Raw genomic sequence first — 18022 nt, 5'->3', positions numbered from 1 at the left:
CTTTCTTTATTTTTTGCTGGCCTGTTTTCTCTTTTCAGCGAGAACAAGCTTCTTCATTGTCTTAATAGGCTGAGCCACCTGTCTCCTTGACGGACATGCAAATGAACAGCTTCCACACTCAATACACTCAAGTCCGTGCCACTTCTCAAACTCATCCATCTGTCCACGCAAACCAAACTTAGCAAGACGGCTTGGAATAAGCTGCTCAGGACATGCCTCAACGCAACGACCGCAGTTAATGCAGGCCTGTGGCTCAAATGCTGCCACCTCATCATGTGTGAAGCACAGTATTGATGAAGAGGTCTTTGTAGTAGGGATATCAAGACTAAACATGGCAAAGCCCATCATAGGACCGCCTGATATAATCTTCTCCGGCTGGCTCTTAAAGCCACCTGCAGCATCAACCAGCTCCTGATATGAGGTACCGATGCTGTATAAAATATTGGAAGGATTCTTCACAGCATCTCCTGTAACTGTTGAAATACGCTTAAGGACTGGCTGTCCATTCTTTACGGCATTGTAGACAGCAATGATTGTCTCTACATTATCAACGATACAGCCTGCATCAGCAGGGAGCATCTTAGAATTGATGGCTCTGCCGGTTGTAGCATAGATGAGCTGTCTCTCACCACCCTGTGGGTACTTTGTCATAAGCGGACAAACCTCAATACGTGGCTCATCCTTCGTGAGCTCTGTGAGCTTTTCGATACAGTCAGGCTTATTATCCTCTATACCAAGGATCCCCTTTGCATTGTCAAAAAGCTGAAGTATGATCTTCATGCCGCCAATTAATTCCTCAGGATTCTCAAGCATACGTCTGTAGTCAGATGTGAGGTAAGGCTCACACTCTGCGCAGTTTGCGATAATATACTCAATCTTGTCCGGCTCCTTTGGAGAAAGCTTAACATGTGTAGGGAAACCGGCACCGCCCATGCCGACAACACCCGCATTCTTGACCTTCTCGATGATTTCTTCCTTTGAAAGCGCAGTGACATCCTCGACGCTCTCATATGTTGTCTCAGTAAACATGCCATCATTTTCGATAACAATACTGTCAACCATATCGCCGACCGCCACACGTCGCTTCTCAATAGCCTTAACTTTTCCTGACACTGATGAATAGATAGGTGATGAAACAAAGCCACCGGCCTCTGCTATCATCTGTCCCTTCAACACAGTGTCACCTACGGCAACAACAGGCTTAGCCGGTGCGCCGATATGCTGCGAAACCGGATATACCATGTCGCCCTTGGGCAAAACTTCTTTAATTGGTGAATCCTTAGACAACTCTTTGCCATCATATGGATGAACACCGCCAATAAACGTTTTATGACCCATTTTTGTGCCCCTCTTTCTTTTAGATTAATAACGTGGAAATGCTATTGCACATTACTATTCCTATTATACCACTTATGATTTTTAGTTAAATAGTATATTATGTACTTTTTTTAATACTTTATGTTATAATGTTTATACAAATGATATTCAAGGCAGGAATCGAAAAATGAAAACATTTCACAATGAAGAAATTTACATAAAAACCGATAATTTTTCAGACAGCATATTTAAAGAAAACACTATGTTCTTTGATATTGAGACAACAGGCTTTTCACCGGTGAAAGCGATTGTCTACATGATAGGCTGTGCAAGGCGCATTAAAAACCGTATTGTAATAGACCAGTATTTTGCCGAATCTGTCGATGACGAAGCAGCTGTAATTGAAGCCTTCGCAGGAAGTCTGTCAGGTTGCAGCACTATCATATCCTTCAACGGCGTCGGTTTTGATATACCATTTTTAAAGAATAAATACAAGAAATATAAGCAGGAAGACCCCTTCTGTAATGTGCAGATACTCGATATCTTTAAGGAACTTTCCCCGATAAAGCCTCTTTTGTGCCTCGAAAACTACAAGCAAAAAAGCATCGAAGCATTTCTGGGTATAGATAGGGAGGATAAATATTCCGGTGGTGAGCTCATAAACGTTTATTATGAATATCTTGCCCAAAAGGACGACGAAAAGCTATCCCTGCTTTTGACACACAACTACGAGGATGTCCTTGGCATGACAAAGCTCCTTAGTATACTTTCGTATAAAGAATGCATACATGGCATTGCAGACATCACCGGTGTATCCGTAAACCCATATACAGCTTACGACGGCAGTCTGATGAATGAGCTTATCATATCATTTGAAAATAAATTTTCCGTTCCAAAATCTGTAAGCTTCCATGACAATGACATCTATCTGACCATCGGCACTACAAAAAGCTATGTGCGTGCAGAGATATTCGAGGGGGAAATGCGCCATTTCTACAGCGATTACAAAAACTACTACTATCTTCCAAAGGAGGACATGGCCATACACAAGAGCGTCGCAGCATATGTCGACCACGAATACCGCGAAAAATGCAAGGCATACAACTGCTATGTGCGCAAAACCGGTACCTTCATCAGACAGTACTCTGACTTCATGAAGCCCGAGTTTCGATTCGATATAAAGGATAAGTACAGCTATTTCCTGCTGACTGAAGATTTTATAAATTCAAAACAGATGGTACTGTCATATGTAAAACACATAACAGACCATCTGTTTAACCTCTGATAAGATATCATGGCTTCCTGAAATAGAAACTGCTCAATCTCTCAAAGCCGAGCTCACGATATGTAGTTATCTGCTCAGTACTGCCTATAAACAGTATTCCCTTGGATTTTAAAGTATTGAAGAAATTTTTGTATATCATATCCTTCGCATCATCGGTAAAATAAATCACCACATTCCTGCACAGGATAAGATCGTAATCCTTTGGATATGAATCCTTCAACAGATTGTGTTCCTTAAAGGTCACACATCGCTTGATATCATCGGATATCTTGTATGACCCCTCCACCTGGGTAAAGTACTTCTTCTTCAGGTCAGCCGGCACATTTTCTACAGACTTTGCGCTGTAAAGCCCGGCTTTAGCGCTCGCAATCACCTGGTCGTCAATATCTGTAGCCAGTATCTTTATACGAGACAATGGAACATGCTTCGAAAAAGCCATGGCAAGCGAATACGGCTCGTCCCCTGTTGAGCATGCCGCGCTCCATATCTTAATCGTCCCTGTATTGTTCTTTAATATCTCAGGAATGACCTCTCTGTCCAAAAAACTCCACTGATCAGGATTCCTGTAGAACTCAGATACATTGATAGTGATAAAATTGATAAACTGTTTAAACTTAGCCTTATCTGTAGAAATCATATCAATGTATGTCTCATAAGAATCAGCCCCATTTTTTCTCGCAAGAGTATCAATACGCCTGCGCATCTGCTTCTCTTTATAATAATTGAGATCTATCTGTGTCAGCCTGTACACTTCCTTTTTAAACCATTCATAATGATCAAACATCACAATCCTCCAATATGTGCCACCCGATACAAATAAAAGCTGCCATATAATTATATATGACAGCCTTAAAATCAAAAACTACTCGTTATCAGAAGCAACCTCGTCGATATTTACATCTGCAACATCTGCTCCATCATCCTCTGAATCAAGGAGAGCCTTCATGCTTAAGCTGATTTTCTTATCGTCCTCATTGAACTCAACAACCTTAGCCTCAACCTCCTGACCAATCTTGAGAACATCTGATGGCTTCTCAACATGATCCTTTGAAATCTGTGAAACATGAAGAAGTGCGTCAACACCAGGAGCAAGCTCGATGAATGCACCAAAATCTGTCATTCTGGCTACTTTGCCCTTTACGATATTGCCAGGAGCAAATTTCTCTGTTGCACCATTCCATGGATTCTCATCATCAAACTTCATTGAAAGAGCAATCTTAGAACCATTGATGTTCTTAACAAATACTCTTACAGTCTGTCCAACAGTGAATACCTTCTTAGGGTTCTCTACTCTGCCCCAAGACATCTCTGAGATATGAAGTAATCCGTCTACTCCGCCAAGATCGATGAATGCACCGAAATCTGTAACATTCTTAACTGTTCCTTCGATTACATCGCCAACGTGAAGATTTGCAAGAAGCTCTTCCTGCTGTTTAGCCTTCTGCTCAACGAGTAATACCTTTCTATTTCCGATAATACGTCTCTTTCTTGGATCGAACTCTGTGATGATAAACTCAATCTCCTGATCCTTGAACTTGTTGAGATCCTTCTCATAAGTATCTGATACAAGGCTTGCAGGGATGAATACTCTTGTCTCATCAACACTGACACATACACCACCGGCTAATACCTGTGTAACTTTTGCCTTTAATACTTCCTGGTTCTCAAAAGCCTCCTCAAGACGCTTGCTGCCCTTCTCTGCCTGAAGGCGCTTGTAAGAAAGGATAACCTGGCCCTCGCCATCGTTAAGCTTAACTACCTTGGCTTCCATCTTGTCGCCAACCTTTACAACAGTAGTAAGATCTACGTTCGGCTCATTTGTGTACTCGTTTCTAGTAATAATTCCGTCTGATTTGTATCCAATATTTAAGAAAATCTCGTCAGGTTTAACATCAATAACGGTACCTTCTACCACTTCTCCATTTCTTATAGTTTTAAAAGATTCTTCCAGCATTTGTTCAAAGCTCATTTCTGACATTCTTTGAAACCTCCTCAATGATATTATTTGGGGTTGAAGCCCCTGCTGTAATACCTACGTTATTGTTGGACCTGATTTGTGTATAATCCATTTCGTCACTTGTCTGTATATAGTAAGTATTTTTGCATTCGTTTTTACATATTTCAAATAGCTTCTGTGTATTGGAGCTGTGCCTGTCGCCTATGACAATCATGACATCTGAGCACTGTGCTACCTTTCTTGCTTCGGTCTGTCTGACCTCTGTAGCATTACAGATTGTATTTAAAACAGTTATATCATAACCTTTTTTTGCAATAATTTCAACTATATCTTGAAATTTATTGTAGTTAAATGTCGTTTGTGACACTATGCATAGTTTTTTTGTACTATTTTTCATGTAATTTTCGGCATCCTCAGGAGAATTTATGATGGTTACATGGCATTTTTCGTCTGCCCAGCCCTTTATTCCACACACCTCAGGGTGCTTTGGACTGCCGACAATTATAATATCATAGCCCTTTGAGCTGTAATCTTCCACATATCTGTGAATTTTTGATACAAAAGGACAGGTTGCATTAAGCACCTCAAAGCCACAGTTTTTTATCCTGTCATACTCAGCCTTGCTTATACCGTGTGAACGGATAATCATCACACCCTTTTCATGAGAAGAAAGCTCATCGAGATCGTTTATGACGGTTACGCCATTTTTTTCCATATCCTTTACGACCTCATCATTGTGAATAATCGGGCCATAGGTGTATATAGGCACATTTTCCTTTTCAATTGCCTCATAGACCATATTTACCGCTCTCGTCACTCCAAAACAAAAGCCGGCGCTTTTTGCGATAGTAAGCTCTCCCATACGCTATGCCTCTTTCACAAGCTGTTTCATTCTATCTACCACCTCATCGATTGTCATATCAGACGAATCAAGCAGCACAGCATCATCCGCCTGCTTCAAAGGTGATGTCTCTCTTGTCATATCCCTGTGGTCTCTCTCTATAATATCCTTCTCGATTGCATCAATATCGCATTTCTCACCCTTTGCAGTAAGCTCATCGAAGCGTCTCTTTGCACGTACTTTAGAGCTTGCTGTTAAAAATATCTTGACATTGGCATCAGGAAGCACAACAGTTCCTATATCTCTTCCATCCATCACCACATTTTCTCTGGCAGCGAGCTGTCTTTGAAGCTCAACAAGCTTTTCTCTAACTACAGGATAAACACTTGTTGCTGATGCCATATTGCCGACAGCCTCCTGTCTTATAAAGCCTGTGATATTCTCACCATTTAAGATAACCTGCTGTTCACCGTTTTCATAGCTGATTGAAACCTCAACATCCTTACATAGCTTCGTGATGGTGTCAATATCATCCTTGTCCACACCCTTTTGGATAAAATAGTATGCCATGGCACGGTACATGGCACCTGTATCGACATAAATTGCGCCAAGTTCCTTTGCAAGTCTCTTTGCTATAGTGCTTTTTCCGGCTCCTGCCGGTCCGTCAATTGCTATATTGTATCTCATAATTTCTCCTTAAAATATTATTGTTCATCATTTTTATTAAAATCCCAGCTGCTCAATTCACTATGCGCATAAATAACTGTTATTATAAATGTCTCAAAACAGTTTCCAAATCATCAAACCGCTGCACTTGTTCCTGCCAGATATCCTGTGGACCATGCTATCTGCAGATTGAAGCCTCCCGTATAAGCATCCAGATCCAGCACCTCGCCGGCAAAGTAGAGGCCATTCACAAGCTTCGACTCCATAGTGGATGGATTGATTTCCTTCACCTTTATGCCGCCCTTTGTGATAATAGCTTCATTATATCCTCTTGGACCATTAAGAGTGACAGGCAGCTTCTTAAAAAGCATAAGAAGTCTGTTTCTTTCCTCTTTCGATATCTCATTGACCTTCTTATCCGGGTCAATGCCTGAAAGCTCAATTATCACCGGAATCATTTTTGCCGGCAAAAGCTTGTTTATCGAATTCTTAAACTGCTTGTTTTTTGCCTCCTCAAACTCCCTGAGAATCCTCTTGTCCAAGGCCTCCTGTGTGAGAGCCGGCTTCAAATCAATATACATGTCAAGAGGCTGCTTAATAAGGCTTTGCTTAATTGATGCACTCGCAGACAAAATCATAGGGCCGCTGACCCCAAAATGCGTAAAAAGCATCTCTCCAAAATCCTCATAAAGCTTCTTTTTGCCACTATATATGGAAATAGCCGTATTTTTAAGGGAAAGTCCCTGAAGACTCTTTACCCACTCTTCCTTTACATTAAACGGCACAAGCGACGGTGTGCACTCTGTCACAGTATGGCCTGCATCCTCTGCCATTTTGTAGCCGTCACCTGTAGAGCCTGTAGAAGGATATGAAAGTCCTCCTGTGGCCACAATAACTGCATCAGCAGCCATTGTGGTGCCATCCTTTAATATGACACCTGTTATTTTTAATTCAGGCTTTTTATCACTAGCTTCCTCATCTGCCCTAGTATCAGTGATTTTCTCATAGCACAGCTTCGATACCTCCGTATGAAGCAATACTTCCACTTTCTTTTCCTTCAAAGCTCTCTGTAAAGCAAAAATCACATCCGACGACTTATCAGATACCGGAAATACACGATTGCCACGCTCCACCTTTACGGGCATGCCATGACTCTCAAAAAAATCAATCACCCTGCTGTTGTCAAAGCCATAAAAAGCGCTGTACAAAAACTTACTGTTGCTCTTTACATTTAAAAAAAGCTCCTCAACATCGCACGCATTGGTCAGGTTGCATCTGCCTTTTCCGGTTATATATATTTTCTTCCCAAGTTTTTCATTTTTTTCAAGAAGCGTAATCTTATTCCCTGCTTCTGCAGCAAAATACGCCGCAAGCATTCCGGCGGCTCCGCCACCTACCACAATAATTTTCTTACTCATCCTGCGAATCCCCCAGCTTAGCGTAATGTACCTTTATAGAGTCATCAATGTAATCAATCTCATCATTCTCGTACACCTGATACTCATTCCATATATCCTCAAGCTCTGTCAGTGTCTTTGCGACAATATTCTGCTTTTTCATGCAAAGAGCCACAATCAGGGCATTAATGACAGAAAGCGGAGCAACAAGTGAATCAACTATAGAGGCCATATCACTGTCGGCAATCAGATTACATGAAGAATACAGATTCATCGGTGAATGAATGCTGTCTGTGATAGTTATAACCTTTGCACTCCTGTTGTTGGCAAATTCTAACGCCTTAAGAGTACGCATAGAGTAACGAGGAAAGCTGATACCGATAATCACATCATCCTTGCCAATGCGCACCATCTGCTCAAAAAGCTCGCTCGAGCTGTTTGTCGTAAGCAGACACACATCCTCAAACATCAGATTCATATAAAATGCAAGAAAGCTCGCAAGAGGTGCACAGCTTCTGATTCCGACAATATAAATTTTCCTTGACTGTAAAATAGTATCTACCGCCAAGTCAAATGCATCCGCATCAATTTTTTCCAGAGTGGTCTTAATCTTGTCACGATCAGACTGCAGTACAGTCTCAAGAATCTGTGACTGGCTGATACGCCCATATGTGACCTCCATTCGCTGAACCGAATTGAGCTTGTTCCTTACAAGCTCCTCAAGTGCCTTCTGAAAATCGGGATATCCCTTATATCCGAGCGATGTAGCGAACCTGACAACCGTAGACTCAGAAATTCCTACCGTCTCGCCCATCTTAGCCGCTGTCAGAAAGACAGCCTTATCATAATTATCAGTTATGTATGTAGCAAGCAGCTTGTGCCCCTTGCTCATCGTACTGTATTTAGCATTTATCCTGTTAAGTAAGTCGTTAGTATTTGACATCATATACTCCTGAGCTTTCCCGTTTATGGCTGTGCTTCACATATTTGTGTGACCTGCAGCGATTTTTTCATACCTTAAAATATTATCACTTTTTTCCTCTATATGAAAGAGCGAATTTATATTTTTTATTTTTGCCATAGAATAGACTCGTAAGTCCCGGGCACCGGACAGGCACGCACACTTTCCCGTGCGCTACGCTACGCCACTAAGATACTATACGAAATTATGCTTGAAGTTGGTCTATGCTTGACGAAACCGGCTTTTATGCTCCATCCATGGCGCATAACACCTTGTCCTGCCGTCCATGGCAGGACATTTCTGTGTTTCATGGGCATAATTTCTATAGTATCTAAGAGGCTGCGCTATTCGCGCACATGAAAGTGTGCGTGCCTTTCCGGCGCCCTGGACTTACGAGTCACCCTATCCTCATAATATAAAAAACAGGCCCGGCAAAGCCGGACCTGCTTGAAATCCAAAAGCATGAATTATATTTTTAAATACTATACAGGATAAGCCTTATTCTCAGTATCAGCGGCCTTTGCATCAACACCTGTCTGCTGTGCCTGTCTGTACTTGAAGAAATCAGTAGCAACCTGTGGGAAAAGAGCATAAGAAAGAACATCCTCATCCTGCTGTTTCCACTGCTTCATCTCAGCCTCAATCTTGTCAAGCTCTGGCTCAAGAAGATCTGCCGGACGACATGTGATGGCATTCTTCTTATCATCACCAAGAACCTTGTCAACAACCTCAGGGTTGAAAGGCTTAACTGTCTGACCATACTTACCAAGAAGGATATCCTTAGTCTCCTTAGTAGCAACCTTGTATCTCTCGCCCATGAGTACGTTAAATACAGCCTGTGTACCAACGATCTGTGAAGAAGGAGTTACAAGTGGTGGCTCACCGAGATCTTTACGCACACGAGGTACCTCTGCGAGAACCTCCTCGTACTTGTCCTCTTTGCCCTGCTCTTTAAGCTGTGAGATAAGGTTTGAAAGCATTCCTCCAGGAACCTGATAACGGAGAGTATTGATATTTACTCCGAGTACCTTTGGGTTCATGAGACCTGAAGCTAAAGCTTCCTCTCTCATTGGTCTGAAGTAATCAGCAATCTCACTTAAGAGATTAAGATCAAGACCTGTATCAAACTCTGTACCCTTGAATGCCTCAACCATAACCTCTGTTGCAGGCTGGCTTGTTCCAAGAGCGAATGGTGACATAGCTGTGTCAATGATATCAACTCCGGCCTCAACAGCCTTCATGTATGTCATTGAAGCAACACCTGATGTGTAGTGTGTATGAAGCTCGACAGGAAGGCTTGTAGAATCCTTTAAAGCCTGAACAAGCTCTGTAGCCTTTGCAGGAACTAAAAGACCGGCCATATCCTTGATACAAAGTGAGTCAGCACCCATGTCCTCAACTCTCTTTGCCATATCCATCCAGTAGTCAAGTGTGTAAGCATCTCCAAGTGTGTATGAAAGAGCTACCTGGGCATGTCCCTTTTCCTTGTTACATGCTGTAACTGCTGTCTGTAAGTTTCTGATATCATTTAAGCAGTCGAAAATACGGATGATATCGATTCCGTTTGCGATTGACTTCTGTACGAAATACTCAACAACATCATCTGCATATGGACGATATCCTAAGATATTCTGTCCACGGAAAAGCATCTGGAGCTTTGTATTTTTGAAGCCGTCTCTTAATTTTCTGAGACGATCCCATGGATCTTCCTTTAAGAATCTAAGGCAGGCATCAAATGTTGCACCACCCCAGCACTCTACTGCGTTGTATCCAACCTTGTCCATTTTATCAACGATTGGAAGCATCTGCTCTGTTGTCATTCTGGTTGCAATCAGTGACTGATGTGCATCACGAAGAACAGTTTCTGTTATTTTTAATGGTTTCTTTACCACTTCTGACATGATTAATCCTCCTTAATTAAATCTAAATACCGAATATAGCCATGAAGCATCCGGCCGCTACGGCAGTTCCAATAACACCGGCTACGTTAGGTCCCATAGCATGCATAAGAAGGAAGTTTGTTGGATCCTCTTCTGCACCGACCTTCTGAGATACACGGGCAGCCATAGGAACAGCGGATACACCGGCTGAACCGATAAGTGGATTGATCTTGCCTTTTGTAAGGAAGCATAAAAGCTTTCCAAAAAGTACTCCTGCAGCAGTTCCCACCATGAATGCAATAAGACCAAGGATAACGATCTTGATTGTGCTCATATTAAGGAATGACTCTGCGCTTGTAGAAGCACCTACTGATGTACCGAGTAAGATAACTACAATGTACATAAGGGCGTTGCTTGCTGTCTCCTGAAGCTGACGTACTACACCAGACTCACGGAAAAGATTTCCAAGCATGAGCATACCAACGAGTGGTGCTGTAGTTGGAAGCAGTGTACAAACAACGATAGTAACTACTACAGGGAAGAGAATTCTCTCAAGCTTGCTTACAGGACGAAGGTTCTGCATCTTGATCGCACGCTCTTTCTTTGTAGTAAATAATTTCATAATTGGCGGCTGGATGATAGGTACTAATGCCATGTACGAGTACGCTGCCACGGCGATAGGTCCCATCAGACCTGTCTGACCTAATTTTCCGGCAAGGAAAATAGATGTAGGTCCGTCAGCTCCACCGATGATAGATACGGCTGCTGCTGCCTTGTCATTGAATCCGAGAAGGATTGCAAGGAAATAAGCTCCGAAAATACCAAACTGTGCTGCAGCTCCGAGTAAGAAGCTGATAGGGTTTGCGATAAGCGGACCAAAGTCTGTCATAGCTCCGACACCGAGGAAAATCAGTGAAGGAAGAATTGACCACTCATCAAGTGTATAGAAATAATAAAGTAAACCACCTACTCCATTGCTTGAGTGCTCCGGGCTTACAATAATATCAGGATAGATATTAACAAGGAGCATACCAAAAGCAATAGGTACTAAAAGTAAAGGCTCAAATCCTTTTTTAATAGCCAAAAACAGGAATACACATGCTACGGCAATCATAACATAGTTTCCGACTGACAGATTAAAAAAGGCAGTCTGATGTAGGAGGTTTGAAAGTGTTTCACCTACGTAACTCAAATTAGTTTACCTCCTGGAATTAGTTTAATGTTGCAAGTAATGCACCTGACTCTACTGAATCACCAACAGCAACATCAATGCTTGCTACTGTTCCATCCTGTGGTGCAACAACAGGTGTCTCCATCTTCATGATCTCAAGAATAAGAAGTGTATCACCCTTCTTTACTGCATCGCCAACCTTAGCCTCGAGCTTAAATACCTTTCCGGCAGCTCCGGCCTCAACCTTGATGCTTCCTGCTCCTGCAGGTGCAGCAGCCTTTGGTGCAGCGGCAGCAGGTGCTGCAGCTCTTCTAGGTGCGCTGGCTGTGCTAGGTGTGCTTCCTGTCTCTTCTACTGTAACATCGTAAACATTTCCGTTAACGGTAATTGTATAGTTTTTCATCTCAAATGTCCTCCTAAATTATCTTCTATTGATTGAACGGACTACAAAGCCCTCTGTTGTAGTACCCTCGCTTGCTGCTATAGCTGCTGAGATAACAGCTACAAGCTCTGTATCATCTGTAAGGTCTGTAGCAGGTGCTGCTGCAGCAGCAGTCTCTTTCTTTTCAGGCTCGCTCTTTGCTTCTGCCTTCTTTGGCTTATTGCCGATAAGAGCAATAAATTTGAAGCAGTAAATGATAAGAGAGATAAGAATAAGTACACAGAATACAATACTCATTGAAATTACTGTGTTCTGTCCTGCCTTAGCAAGCTTCTGTCCCATTGTCTGAACAGGAGTAAGTGAGATACCTGTTACCTCCATGGTAACCGAATCATATACTAATTCGTATGTTACATCCTGCTTGCCAAATGTAAGTGTCATGTCGGTAGTAAGTGTACCACCTGACTTAGTTACTGTAAAATCCTTGCCATCAGTTGCATCCTTTACGTCTCCGTATTTGTCAACCAGATCAAGCCATGATGAAACGGCATCAAGCTCAGCGTCTATATTTTTCATTGAAACGCTTGCTCCCGACTGTCCGAGTGTGTTGTAAACAACCTCACCCTCTGTCATGCCTGTCTTCTCCTCAACTTTCTTGACACTCTTCTCATAGCTGTCATAACCGCCACAACTATCTACGAGCGCAATGTAGTTCTGGATGTTGCCAAGACTGTCTGTTGCCTCAGTATGAAGCTCGTCTGTTGTGTATCCGCCGTATGTCTTTTCGGCATTGTCAGAGCCACATGCTCCAAGCATACATACAATCATAAGAAGGCTAAGGATATATGTTATTTTTTTCTTCATAACAAAATGCGCCTTTCTATTATTTAGTTCCGTGTTTCTTCTCTGGTGCATCTACATATTTGGTGTAAAGCATCTCAAAAGCACCTACAAGATATTTTCTTGTGTCAGCCGGATCAATGATGAGGTCTACATATCCTCTGGCTGCTGCTGATGAAACAGAAGACTGAAGCTTCTCGTAATCAGCTGCCTTCTCATCGATTTCCTTTGCATCAGCGCCCGGATACATAATCTCAGCTGCAATCTTTGAATCCATCATACCAATCTTTGCATCAGGGTATGCATAAACCATATCAGCTCCGATTGACTTAGAGTTCATTGCAACATATGCGCTTCCGTAAGCCTCGCCTGTAATCAGGTTAACCTTTGGACATGTTGCACTAGAGAATGCGTATGTCATTCTGGCAAGAGCCTTTGCAAGCTTCTTCTCAGAGCACATGCAGTTCTTGAATCCGTTTACATTTGTAAGTGTAAGTACAGGAATTGAGAAAGCATCACAGAATGATACAAACTCAGCTGCCTTGTTACAGCCCTTTGCAGTAAGAGAAAGTGCAAACTCCTCTGCCTTCTTGCCCTCAGCATCATATACTGTGCTGCAGTTTGCAACTGCACCGACTGTCATGCCGTTTAATTTAACAAAGCCTGTTACCATATTCTTGGCAAAGTCTTTCTTTGTCTCAAAGAATACATGATCATCAGAAAGCTCTGATAAGAGGAATCTTGGATCAGCCTTCATATCAGCCATGCTGTTACATGCTCTGTTGAGATCATCCTCACATGAGTCTGTATATACATCTCCCTCGTTGTTGAGTGGAAGCATGCTGACAAGAGCTCTGATATCAGCGATAATATCATCCTCTGAACCGATTCCGTCTACACATCCGTTGTTCTCACTCTGGAATGAAGCTGCTGCTGTATCGCATTTCTCAACGCGGTTACCCTCTATTGCATCAGGAGTATTAATAAACATTCTGCCCTTAGACTCTTCGATATAAGCGAAATCACAAAGAGCCGGTACTACAGAAAGTCCGCCACCACAATTACCGAATACACCACAAATCTGTGGAATAACGCCACTTGCTGCAACTTCCTTGGCGTAGATAAGACCAAATCCGTCTAATGCATCAACTGACTCCTGAAGTCTGATACCACCGCAATCGATAAATCCGATAACAGGTGCGCCCATTTTCATGGCCATATCATATACAGAAGCAATTTTCTTTGCATGCATCTCGCCGATTGTTCCGTTAAGAACTGTTGCATCCTGGCTGTAGATAAATACAAGATTTCCATCAATCAGACCGTGTCCGATAATAACACCATCTGAAGGAGCTTTTGCTGCAGTAAGGTTAAAATCTGTACTGCGAGCTGTCACAAGAGAACCAATTTCCATGAAACTGTTCTCGTCGACTAACTTAGCAATACGCTGCATTGCCAAGCTTTGATTGTTACTACTCATTTTATATCCTCCATCTATAAAAAAATAAAATTTTTCGCTAGTATGATAATAGACTATTTCTAAATTTTTTTCAACTAATTTGTTAAATTTTTAACTTTAATTTTTGTTTAGAAAAAATTTCCTATATTAATTGTAAAATTCTTGAGAAAATTCTTGCAAATTTTCTTATTTTTCTTGTTATTTTCTATATATTTTAAGTTAATTGTGTTTCGTGTATCACCGGTCTGTTGTGTTGTTACACAAGCAGCATCACAGTAAGAATCTTCGGCAGCATCTGAAACCGCATACTCCACCAGACTCTTTGCATCAGCCCACTTATAGTTTTTATTGTTTGGCCACCCACAGCCCAAGAGAGAAAGGCACATTCTCCTTCCATCCTTTTCAACTGCTGCGACATAGCAGTAACCTGCCTTTGCGGTAAAGCCGGTCTTTCCCGATATGCAGTAGTCCGTTTCCGTAAGGAGCCTGTTGTGATTGTTAAAAACCATCTTACCTTCCTCTGTCTCAAACGTGTACTGCATAGTCTGTGTTATCTCAAGAAACTGTGTTGATTTTGGTGATTTCCACGCACAATAAGACATTATAACACACAAATCTCCCGCTGTGGAGTGGTGAAAGCTTATATCATTCTCAGCATCCAGCCCGTTTGGTGTAATAAAATACGTGCCAAGGCACCCTATCTCATTTGCTTTTTCATTCATAAGCTTTGCAAAGCCTTCCGTCGAGCCGCCCACATGCTCCGCAATCGCATAGGCACAGTCATTGAACGACTCAAGCATCATGCCATAGAGTAAATCCTTCATATTATAGCTATTCCCGGCCACAAGTCCAAGCTTGACCGCAGGCTGTGATGCAGCATTTTGTGAAATCGTAACAGTATCATTTATATCAGATTTTTCAAGTGCCACAATGCACGTAAGAAGCTTCGTGGTGCTGGCATTTGCCATGCTGTCTCTCATATTTCTACCATATATAAACGTCTCGTCATCCGCATCATATAATGCCGCTGAAACAGCATGAAGCCTGGGTTCATTTACGGCTTTGTCAGTATTCTTAGCAACAGTATTTTCAGCTGCCATAAACACACTTTTCTTTTCCAAACCGGGCATTTTTTGCTTTTCCAGCGTCTTAAAATCAAGCAAACAGCTGACAGTACAAACCAACACACAAATGAAAACCATTAAAGCTATTTTCGACTTATATTTTTTCAAAAAAATAACCATATAATTACCTCCATCGGTAATATATATGATTATTTGCATGTCCTTATTATATGAAATGGCAGCTTACGCAATACACCTGCACTACACATCAAGCTTCACGTGCATCTCTTCCTCTGCCTCCTGCTTAAACTCCTCAACCTGCACAGGGCTTAGTACCGGCAGCTCGTCGATAGACGAAACCCCAAAGCTCCTTAGAAATTCCTCTGTGGTACCAAACAAAAGCGGTCTTCCCGGAGCATCCAGCCTTCCAAGCTCCTGCACCAGATTGTACTCGACAAGCTTGCTTACGGCATGTTCACTTGATACACCTCTGATTTTTTCTATTTCAGCCTTTGTTACAGGCTGCTTGTACGCTATGATTGAAAGAGTCTCTAAAAGCACATCCGTAAGCACCCTCTTCTTAGGCTGCTTTGCAATGCGGATGAGATATTCATACATCTGTGGCTTTGTACACATCTGATAAGCACCATCAAGCTCTATGATATTCATACCTATATTTGAAGAACTTCTATATTCCTTAATCAGCTCGTCAAGCAGCTTTTTTGTTTCTTTTTCATTTAATTGTATTGCATCGGCTATCCTTCCAAGCTCCACGGATTCTCCCATGGTAAATAAAATAGCCTCTATTGCAGCTTTATAATTCATATATCCTCAACCCCTCTTTATGCAGCAATCCTTGACTCAATCCGGATATCATCAAAAATATGCTCCTGAACGATAGTTAATTTGCCGGTCTTCATAAGCTCCAGTATGGCAAGAAATGTAACTATGACTTCCACTTTGCTTGACGATGCAGTAAGCATCCCTCTGAAGCTGAAGTGCTTGTGTGAGGCAGCATAGTCTGTCAGATATTCCATCTTTTCCTCTAAGGAGACCTCTTCCTTTTCAATCTTTCCAAACTTCGAACGGACCTTATCTATCTTTTCTTCCTGTCTCTTCATTATACTTTGAAAGATTCTGTTTAAATCAGAAAGACGGATATCTCCGACAAGCTCCTCAAGATTAACAGGCTCCTCATATGCAAGCACCTCATCAGGTATGTCCTTCTTCTTATACCACACCTTGCCGGCATCCAGCTGGCGATCCTTAAGCTCGTTTGCCATGCACTTGTACATCTTGTACTCAAGCAGCTGCTGCACAAGCTCTGCTCTTGGATCTTCCTGCTCCTGCTCTTCTTCCTCTTTCTTTGGGAGAAGCATCTTTGACTTTATGTCGAGGAGCGTAGCTGCCATCACGAGAAACTCGCTGAGCGTGTCCAGGTTATCCTTTTTCATCTGATTCACATACTCCATGTACTGCGCTGTAATCTCGACAATCGGGATATCATAAATATTTACTTTATTTTTCTCTATCAGGTATAAAAGCAGGTCAAGCGGTCCCTCAAACACCTGAAGCTTAAAAGTCATATCCATAATTTACTCTCCGTTAATCCTTCAAAAACTGTGCCATAACGTAATTGGCTACATCTTTTCCTCTCTCCGATAAATAGATATGCCCGGCCTTTACCACGAGCAGCTCCTGTTTTTTCAGGCTGTCTATCGTATCCTTGTAGATTGCATCTATCGAAATACCAAATGCCCTCTCAAAGGCTTCTCTTGTGACCCCCTCATTCATACGAAGTCCAAGAAACATAAACTCCTCCATCTGTCCCTTTTTGTCTATAACATCAGCTGACACATGCAGATTGGCCTTAAATATATCATCACCCACATCATGTATATGACGGCATCGCGACAGATATTCATCCATATCTGATGTATTGGTATATCTGACATTTGATATAAGCGATGCCGCCCCTATTCCAAGTCCTAAATAGTCAGCTCTGGTCCAGTAGCCTATATTATGGCGGCACTCCATACCTCTTTTAGCATAGTTAGATGTCTCATACTGCCTGTAGCCGGCATCCATAAACGCCTTCTGTCCCGCCTTTTCCATATCATATAACTCGTCCTCATTAGGCAGAAACTCTGTTCTCATGCCCGCCTCCTGGCGCACCATGTCAAACTTGTACTTTTCATAGAAAGGAGTACCCTTTTCCACTATAAGAGAATACGCCGATATATGATCCGGATGAAGCCTTATAATCTTGTTTACTGTCGCCATATACTGTGACGCTGACTGTCCCGGCAGACCATACATCAAATCTACATTGATATTTTTAAAGCCCACGTTTCTGGCCACCTCGTAATTCGTCACAAACTGTTCAAAGGTATGTATACGCCCGAGCAGCTTAAGCTCATCATTATTTGCCGACTGCAGTCCTATGGACAGGCGGTTGATTCCCGCATCCCTGTATGCTAAAAGCTTTTCTCTGCTAAGCGTACCGGGATTGCACTCTATGGATATCTCAGCATCAGGCAGCACATTAAAGCAGTCAAACACACCCTCCATCAAAGCAGCAATCCACTGCTCATCTATAGAGCTTGGTGTACCTCCTCCGATATAGACAGATGACACCTGATAGTTCTTCATAAGCGGGCCGTAAAATATCATTTCCGCCATAAGCCCCTTGACATAGCGAAGCTTTGCATCATCGTCTGCGGGAAATGATAAAAAATCACAATATTCACATTTTCTCACACAAAATGGTATATGAATATAAATCTCAAGATTCTTCATATG

The 18022-nt window shown here is 42.1% G+C and carries 17 protein-coding genes; 1 reads left to right on the top strand and 16 read right to left on the bottom strand.

From position 1 onward, the window contains the following. Window positions 1-6: 6 nt before the first annotated feature. Window positions 7-1338 (bottom strand): electron transport complex subunit RsxC, encoded by a 1332-nt coding sequence (gene rsxC / locus EUBREC_RS07330; RefSeq protein ID WP_012742483.1) that lies wholly within the window; start codon window positions 1336-1338, stop codon window positions 7-9. 166 nt (window positions 1339-1504) lie between these two features. Here rsxC and EUBREC_RS07325 point away from each other — a divergent pair, with 166 nt between their 5' ends. Further along, window positions 1505-2602 (top strand): ribonuclease H-like domain-containing protein, encoded by a 1098-nt coding sequence (locus EUBREC_RS07325; protein WP_012742482.1) that lies wholly within the window; start codon window positions 1505-1507, stop codon window positions 2600-2602. A gap of 7 nt (window positions 2603-2609) precedes the next feature. Here the strand turns inward: EUBREC_RS07325 and EUBREC_RS07320 are convergent, their stop codons facing one another. From EUBREC_RS07320 to hemW, 15 genes are all read right to left on the bottom strand, one after another. After that, a complete protein-coding gene (locus EUBREC_RS07320; protein ID WP_012742481.1) occupies window positions 2610-3386 on the bottom strand; it encodes a CheR family methyltransferase in 777 nt (258 codons plus the stop codon). Window positions 3387-3464: 78 nt separating this feature from the next. After that, window positions 3465-4580, bottom strand: a complete 1116-nt coding sequence (gene rpsA, locus EUBREC_RS07315) for a 30S ribosomal protein S1 (RefSeq protein ID WP_012742480.1) — start codon at window positions 4578-4580, stop codon at window positions 3465-3467. After that, complete coding sequence (ispH, locus tag EUBREC_RS07310; RefSeq protein ID WP_012742479.1) at window positions 4561-5421, bottom strand: 4-hydroxy-3-methylbut-2-enyl diphosphate reductase; 861 nt, start codon at window positions 5419-5421, stop codon at window positions 4561-4563. The genes rpsA and ispH overlap by 20 nt, the downstream gene beginning before the upstream one ends. A gap of 3 nt (window positions 5422-5424) precedes the next feature. After that, the gene (cmk, locus tag EUBREC_RS07305) at window positions 5425-6087 is read right to left on the bottom strand and encodes a (d)CMP kinase (protein ID WP_012742478.1); all 663 of its coding nucleotides are present in this window, start codon (window positions 6085-6087) and stop codon (window positions 5425-5427) included. A 113-nt stretch (window positions 6088-6200) separates the two neighbouring features. Further along, complete coding sequence (locus tag EUBREC_RS07300) at window positions 6201-7484, bottom strand: BaiN/RdsA family NAD(P)/FAD-dependent oxidoreductase (protein WP_012742477.1); 1284 nt, start codon at window positions 7482-7484, stop codon at window positions 6201-6203. Then, entirely contained in the window at window positions 7477-8406 is a 930-nt protein-coding gene (locus EUBREC_RS07295) for a MurR/RpiR family transcriptional regulator (protein ID WP_041254022.1), read from the bottom strand. Before EUBREC_RS07295 ends, EUBREC_RS07300 begins: the two co-directional genes overlap by 8 nt. A gap of 500 nt (window positions 8407-8906) precedes the next feature. After that, a complete protein-coding gene (locus tag EUBREC_RS07290; RefSeq protein WP_012742472.1) occupies window positions 8907-10325 on the bottom strand; it encodes an oxaloacetate decarboxylase subunit alpha in 1419 nt (472 codons plus the stop codon). A gap of 22 nt (window positions 10326-10347) precedes the next feature. Next, the gene (locus EUBREC_RS07285; RefSeq protein WP_022293183.1) at window positions 10348-11496 is read right to left on the bottom strand and encodes a sodium ion-translocating decarboxylase subunit beta; all 1149 of its coding nucleotides are present in this window, start codon (window positions 11494-11496) and stop codon (window positions 10348-10350) included. A gap of 19 nt (window positions 11497-11515) precedes the next feature. Next, window positions 11516-11878, bottom strand: a complete 363-nt coding sequence (locus EUBREC_RS07280) for a biotin/lipoyl-containing protein (RefSeq protein ID WP_012742470.1) — start codon at window positions 11876-11878, stop codon at window positions 11516-11518. 18 nt (window positions 11879-11896) lie between these two features. Continuing rightward, window positions 11897-12721 carry an OadG family protein gene (locus EUBREC_RS07275; RefSeq protein ID WP_041254020.1) on the bottom strand — a complete coding sequence of 275 codons (825 nt, stop codon included), beginning with the start codon at window positions 12719-12721 and terminating at the stop codon, window positions 11897-11899. Between the two features lie 19 nt (window positions 12722-12740). Next, a complete protein-coding gene (locus EUBREC_RS07270; protein WP_012742468.1) occupies window positions 12741-14177 on the bottom strand; it encodes an acyl-CoA carboxylase subunit beta in 1437 nt (478 codons plus the stop codon). Window positions 14178-14284: 107 nt separating this feature from the next. Further along, a complete protein-coding gene (locus EUBREC_RS07265; protein WP_041254018.1) occupies window positions 14285-15400 on the bottom strand; it encodes a D-alanyl-D-alanine carboxypeptidase family protein in 1116 nt (371 codons plus the stop codon). Between the two features lie 81 nt (window positions 15401-15481). Continuing rightward, window positions 15482-16045, bottom strand: coding sequence for an SMC-Scp complex subunit ScpB (gene scpB, locus EUBREC_RS07260; RefSeq protein WP_012742466.1), 564 nt, complete (start codon window positions 16043-16045; stop codon window positions 15482-15484). A gap of 17 nt (window positions 16046-16062) precedes the next feature. After that, entirely contained in the window at window positions 16063-16812 is a 750-nt protein-coding gene (locus EUBREC_RS07255; protein WP_012742465.1) for a segregation and condensation protein A, read from the bottom strand. A gap of 13 nt (window positions 16813-16825) precedes the next feature. Then, a complete protein-coding gene (hemW, locus tag EUBREC_RS07250) occupies window positions 16826-18019 on the bottom strand; it encodes a radical SAM family heme chaperone HemW (RefSeq protein WP_012742464.1) in 1194 nt (397 codons plus the stop codon). Between the last annotated feature and the right edge of the window lie 3 nt (window positions 18020-18022).

This window comes from Agathobacter rectalis ATCC 33656 (genome assembly GCF_000020605.1).
Classification (GTDB): Bacteria; Bacillota; Clostridia; order Lachnospirales; family Lachnospiraceae; genus Roseburia; species Roseburia rectalis.
The sequence above is the reverse complement of the archived record's forward strand: the minus strand, read 5'-3'. Positions and strand labels throughout refer to the sequence as shown.